The sequence below is a fragment of the Mycobacterium sp. UM_11 genome (genome assembly GCF_001414075.1).
Classification (GTDB): Bacteria; Actinomycetota; Actinomycetes; order Mycobacteriales; family Mycobacteriaceae; genus Mycobacterium.
This window is the reverse complement of record NZ_LATC01000167.1, coordinates 1-6174: the sequence shown is the minus strand read 5'-3', so window position 1 is coordinate 6174 and position 6174 is coordinate 1. Positions and strand designations below refer to the sequence as shown.

Sequence of the window (6174 nt, the reverse complement as noted above, 5' to 3'; positions counted from 1 at the left end):
TGTGTATAAGAGACAGCCGTGCGGGCCGCGGATGTGGCTCGCCGTCAGCGGTGCGGACAGATCGCCGTGGGCCGAAAGCTCGGCCACGATGTCGAGCAGCGCCGCGCGCTGCGCCTCGGGCTCGGTGTCGGGCAGCGTCCGGGAGGAGAGCCGGTCGAATTCCCGTGGCGCCGCGATGCGCTGCTCCCAGATGCCGGCCCGCTCGACGAGCTCGAGGCGCAACGCGTCGTGGTGATTGGCCAAGGCGGTGAGCACCGCACGGATGTCGTCGACGCCGACACCCGCGTCGAGGCGCAGGATCAGCGGGATCCGCCAGCGGCCCGGCTGCCGCACGCCGGTCTCGAGGAACCGCGCGACCCCCGGCGGGATGGCCGGGAACGAGGCGGCCTCAGGCGGTTTCGCCAACGAGCCCGCGGCGTATTTGGCGTCGACGTGGGCCGCCAGGGTGGCCAAGGTCGGGTTGCCGTACAGATCCTGCGGCGTGACGTCCAGCCCGGCGTTGCTGGCGTTGGTCGCGATGCCGATCGAGATCAGCGAGTCGCCGCCAAGGTCGAAGAAGTTGTCGTTGCGGCCGATCGAGTTCAGACCCAGGCATTGCATCCAGATCTGCCGCAGCGTGACCTCGGTGTGCGACTGCCCGTTCGCCGACGCGTCGCCGTGGGCGGCGCCGTTGGTGGCGGCGACCGGCGCCCCGGGCGCCTCGGCGGGGCGCTCAAGCCAGGCGAGCGGTTTGGGATCGACCCAATGCCGTTCGCGGGCAAAGGCGTAACCGGGTAGGGAGACCCGGTTCGGCGTCGGCCCGGTCAGCGGTTCCCAGTCGACCGGCACCCCGGCCGCCCACAGTTGGCCGAGCCCGAGCAGGAAGGTGTCCCGGTCGTCGGTGTTCTGGATCGGATGCCGCATCAGTCGAACCGCGCGGTGGCCGTCCGACCACTTCGGGTGCCGCATCGCCGAGCCCGTCAGGCTGCCCCCGGGGCCGACTTCGACGAGGACCCGGTCGGGATCGGTCAGCAGCGCGTCGAGTTCGTCGGCGAACCTGATCGTGGAACTGATTTGGCGCGCCCAGCTGGCCGGGTCGGTGACCTGCTCGTCCGTCATCCAGGTCCCGGTGAGGTTGCTGAGCAGGGGCGTGTCCGGGCGGCGAAGCTCGACACCGGAAAGGAATTCACCGAATTCGGCCGCCATGGAATCCATTGCGCTGGAATGGAATGCGTGGGTGGCCCGCACCCGCCGGGCGGTTATGCCGCGCTCGCGCAGCCGCTGGGTGAAGGCGCGAATCTCGTCGTTGGGGCCGGCGACCACGCAGTTGCCGGGATCGTTCACGGCCGACAGGTCGACCCCGGGGGTGAGGAACTCCGCGAGGTCGTCGGGACCCAGCGCGACGGCGACCATGGCACCGGGCGGGGACTCGTGCATCAGGCGGGCGCGCAAGGCCACCAGCTTGATCGCCGTCTCGAGGTCGAACACCCCGGCCAGCGTGGCCGCGATGTACTCACCGGTGCTGTAGCCGATGTACGCCCCCGCGCGTAGCCCGTAGTGTTCGGCCAACCGCGCCAGCGCGTATTCGACCGTGAACAAGGCGGGCTGGGAATGGTCGATGCGCTCCAGATCGGTTGCGGCGTCGCCGAATATCAGCGCCTTCAGATCGGTGCCCATCTCGTCGCCGAATCCCGCCGCGCACGCGTCGAAATGCTCGGCGAACACCGGCTCGGTGTCGTACAGGCCCCGGGCCATGGCGACGTGCTGGGCGCCCTGGCCCGGGAACATGAACACGACGCGATCGGCGGCGGCCGCCTCACCGTCCAGGGATTGGCCGACGAAGACGTTGTCGTGCTCGCCCGCCCGCAGCACCGTGGCCGCGTGCTCGCGGTCGTGCACCACGGCCGCCATGGTGAGCCGGTGCCTGCGGCGCCCGGTGAGGGTGTGGGCGACGTCGGCCAGTTCGGGGCCGCCCGGGGCGGCCAACGCGTCGGCGAGGGCGGCGCGCGAGCCGTCAAGCGCCGCCGCGGTTTGCGCCGAGACCAGCAATACCTGGGGACCCGCGGGCGCCACTCGCTCGGGGGCGGGGGGCGCCTCTTCCACCACGACGTGCGCGTTGGTGCCGCCCACCCCGAACGAGCTGACCCCGGCCCTGCGCACGCCGTCCCACTCCCACGCGTCGTAGGTGCTGGTCACGGTGAACGGGGTCTCGTCGAGACGCAGCTCGGGGTTCGGGCTGGTGAAGTGCAGCGTGCCGGGAATCGCCTTGTGCTGCAGGCACAGAATGGTCTTGATCAGACCCACCACACCGGCCGCCACCTCCAGGTGCCCGATGTTGGACTTGACCGACCCGAGGACGCAGGGGCCCGGGCGGGGGGTCTGCGAGACGGCGAAGGCGGATCGCAACCCCTGGACCTCGATGGGATCGCCCAGCGGTGTGCCGGTTCCGTGTGTTTCGACATAGCTCACGGTCGCGGAGTCGATGCCGGCGACCGCGTGGGCTTCGGCGATGACGTCGGCCTGCGCGGCCGGATTCGGCGCCGCGTAGCCCATTTTCATCGATCCGTCGTTGTTGATCGCCGATCCGCGGATGACGGCGTGCACCCGGTCGCCGGCGTCGAGGGCGGCCTGCAGGGGCTTGAGCGCGACGATGGCCACGCCACTGCCGAAGACGGTGCCGTCGGCCCGCACGTCGAACGGGCGGCAGTGGCCGACCGCGGACACCATGGCTCCCGGCGAGTTCCAGTACCCGACGTGGTGCGGGACCGACAGCGACACCCCGCCGGCCAGGGCCATGTCGCACTCGCCGCTGAGCAGGCTCTGGCACGCCAGATGGACCGCCACCAGGGACGACGAGCATGCGGTCTGGACCGTGAGACTGGGCCCGCGCAGATCGAATTGGTGCGAAACCCGGGTCGCCAGGAAGTCCTTGTCGTTCTGCAGGAACAGGTTGAACTGCTCGAAGTTGAGGCCCGTCCCCATGAAGGCGTCCTGGGCGCGGTGCGACGAGAGGTTGTGCAGCAGATAGCCGCTGGGGGAGCTGGTCCCGAAAACGCCGATCGAGCCGTCGAACTCGGCGGGGTCGCAGCCGGCGTCCTCGAACGCGTGCCACGCGCACTGCAAGAACAGCCGGTGCTGGGGATCCAGCATCCGGGCGAACTGCGGGGGGAACCCGAAGAACTCGGCGTCGAACTCGTCCACCCCGTCGACGAGGGGGGCGCGCCGCACGTAGGCCGGGTTCGCCAGTACCTCGTCGGGGATGCCGGCGGCCTTGAGCTCCTGCTCGGACAGCGTGGTGATCGACTCCTTGCCGTGGCGCAGGTTGTCCCAGAATGTTGAGACGTCGTTGGCGCCGGGGAACCTGCCGGCCATGCCGACCACCGCGATCGCGTTGGGCGGCAGGTCCGTTGACCCGTTGGTGCTCATGCTTGATGTCCTCGCTTCCGCCGCAGTGCGGCTTGTTGGCGCGCGGCCGCGCGCTGCTGCGCCCGGTCGCGAACCGCGTCTTTCCGCTCGTCCGCCTGCCCGTCGCCGGCCAGGCCGAGCTGGCGAACCAGGTCGGCCGTGAGGTCGTGCAGCGAGGCGCCCTGTAGCAGGAGGGCCACCGGCGGTTCGACCCCGAAGTCGGCGCGGGCGGAGTTGCGAATTCGCACGGCCATCAGGGAATCCATCCCCAACTCGATGAGGGGTACGCCGGGGTCGACGGCCGAGCTGTCGGCGTACCCCATGACCGCGGCGATGCGCGCGCGCAGCCGCTCGGTCATCAGGGCTTGCGCCGCACCGGGTTCCAGTCCGGTCAGCGCTTCGGGGCCGGCCCAGTCGCCGCCGTCACCCGCGGCTTCCAGCTCGGCGACCACGTTGGTGAAGTAGCCGAGGTTGCGGATCTCCGGGAACGCGATCAGCGCCCGGTCGGGCCGCAGCCGGCCCACGCCGGTGTGGCACCTGCCGCTGGCCAGCAGCGGCTCCATGGCCGCCGTGCCCTCGGCGGGCGTGATGGGATCGAGCGCGCCGCCGGTCAACGCGCGGGCGAGCCCCACCTCCGCCCACGGGCCCCAGTTGATCACCGCCGCAGGCAATCCCGCCGCCCGCCGCCAATCGACCAGCGCGTCAAGCCACGCGCTGGCGCACGCGTACGAGGCCTGTCCCGGCCCGCCCAGCATGGAGGCGGTCGAGGAAAACCCGAGCCACCAATCCAATTCGCAGTTCGCGCTGGCCTGATGCAGGCGCAGCGCCCCGATGACCTTGGGCGCCCACACCCGTTCGACGCTGTCCTTTGTCATGGAGAACACCAGGCTGTCGTCGAGCACGGCGGCCGCGTGCAACACGCCGCGCAGGTTCGTCTCGCCCGCGGCCGCCACCAGCTCTTCGGCGACGCCCTCGGCCGCGACGTCGCCGGTGACCACCACGATCTCGGCGCCGCGCTCCAGCTCGGCCAGGACCGCGCGCTGCTGCTCCGACGGTTCGCTGCGGCCGTTGAGGACGAGCCGCCCCGCGCCGCCGTCCACCAGCCACCGCGCCATGACCAGGCCCAGGCCGCCCAGTCCGCCGGTGACGATGTAGGACGCTCCGCGGCGGACGACGTCTCGGGTGGTGGGTTCGCCGATGACCGCCCGGGTGAGCCGCTCGACGTGGCGCTGGCCGCGCCGCCACGCGACGATGTCGTCCATCGGGCCCGAGATCGCCGCGGCCAGTTCGGTATTGAGCGCCCCCGGGTCCCCGTGGGCCTCGAGGTCGACCAGCGTGGTGCGCAGCTCGGGATGCTCGTAGGCAAGGACCCGCACCAGGCCCTTCAGCGCGCCGACCCCGGGCTGGCCGGCCTCGTCGTGCACGGCGAGGCCGCCCTCGGTGATCAGCCAGAGCCGCGGTGATTGACCGTGCCAGCCGCCGACGATCGCGCGGACGACGGTCGAGACCGCCCACACCGTTTCGCGGGCCTGGTCGATGCCGCCGCCCGTGACGCCGGGGCTGGGCGCCGCGAACACGACCACGCCGACGGGCGGGTGCGCGGGGTCGCCCGCGGTGTCGGCGAACGCGGCGAGCACGGCGGCCTCGTCGTGCAGGTCGGCGGTGACTACCCGGCGTGCCGGTGAGCGCCAGCCCGCGGCGAAGGCCTCCGCGCGGTCGGCGGCACCGCCATCGGTGAGCACCAGCCAGCTGCCGGGGGTCTCGTCCCGCCCGGCGGCGATCGGCTCGGTCACCCAGGTGGTGTCGAAGACCTTCTGCGACAACGGAAGCGGCACGCTGCGGCGTTCGACGCGACGCAGATAGATGTCGTTGATCTCCGCCGTGACCGTCCCGGCGTCGTCGGTCAAGATGATCCGGCCGAGCTTGCCCACGCCGCCCTCGTCGAGATTGCTCAGCTGGGCCCGGCAGCGGGCCCGCCGGCCCGGGTCGCCGTAGACCCGGATGGCGTCGAAGGACACCGGAAGATAACTGGCCTCGGCGGAGCCGGCGAGTTCGTCGTCCGGCATCGCGGCGGCCAGGCTTTGTAGCGCCGCGTCCAGCAGGACGGGATGCAGCCGGAAACCCGGATGCCGGGGCGCCTCGTCGGGCAGGACGATCTCGGATTCCACGAAACCGCCGGGCAGCCGGTGGATCTCGGCGAGCGCCGCGAAGGCGGGGCCGTGGTATTGGCCGGCGTGGCGCAGCACGCCGTACAGGTCGGCGGGGTTGATCGCCGGTCCGGCGTCTCCGATGGGTGGGGGCGCGTCGGGAGGGGCGTCCGACGCCCGGGTCTCGGCGTGCGCGGTGGCGTGCCTGGTCCAGCCGCCGCCCGACCGCGAGTAGATCTCGATCCGGGTCTTGTCGTCGGCGCCCCGGGTCAGCTGGGTGGTCAGCCGCGTGTGGTCGCCGAGGTTGAGCATCTGCTCGACTTCGAGCTGGTTGATCGAAACGCTGCCAACGGGGACGGCCAGCGCTTCGCTCGCGGCGGCCAGGGCGATCTCGGCGAACGCCGCGCCCGGCATCACGGCTTGCCCGAACACCTTGTGGTCGGCGAGCCAGGGGGACACCGCGGTGCCGGCGTCGGCCTGCCACACGTGATCGTGGCTGGACGGCACTTCGACGTGGGTCCCCAGCAGCGGGTGGCCGGCGACCGACTCCGACATCCCGGACCGGTCGGCGACCCAGAATTGGGTGTGCTGCCACGGCGTCACCGGGAGCTCGGCGAGGCGACCGCGGTCCGTGGCGGGCGGG

General features: G+C 71.8%; 2 protein-coding genes. Both read right to left on the bottom strand.

Translation table 11 applies throughout. The features are described 5' to 3' along the window. The coding region (locus WU80_RS23815) for a type I polyketide synthase (RefSeq protein ID WP_055405870.1) at positions 1-3405 on the bottom strand (3405 nt) is incomplete at its 3' end. Then, on the bottom strand, positions 3402-6174 hold a 2773-nt coding region (locus WU80_RS23810; protein WP_156371852.1), incomplete at its 5' end, for a type I polyketide synthase. The genes WU80_RS23815 and WU80_RS23810, both read right to left, overlap by 4 nt.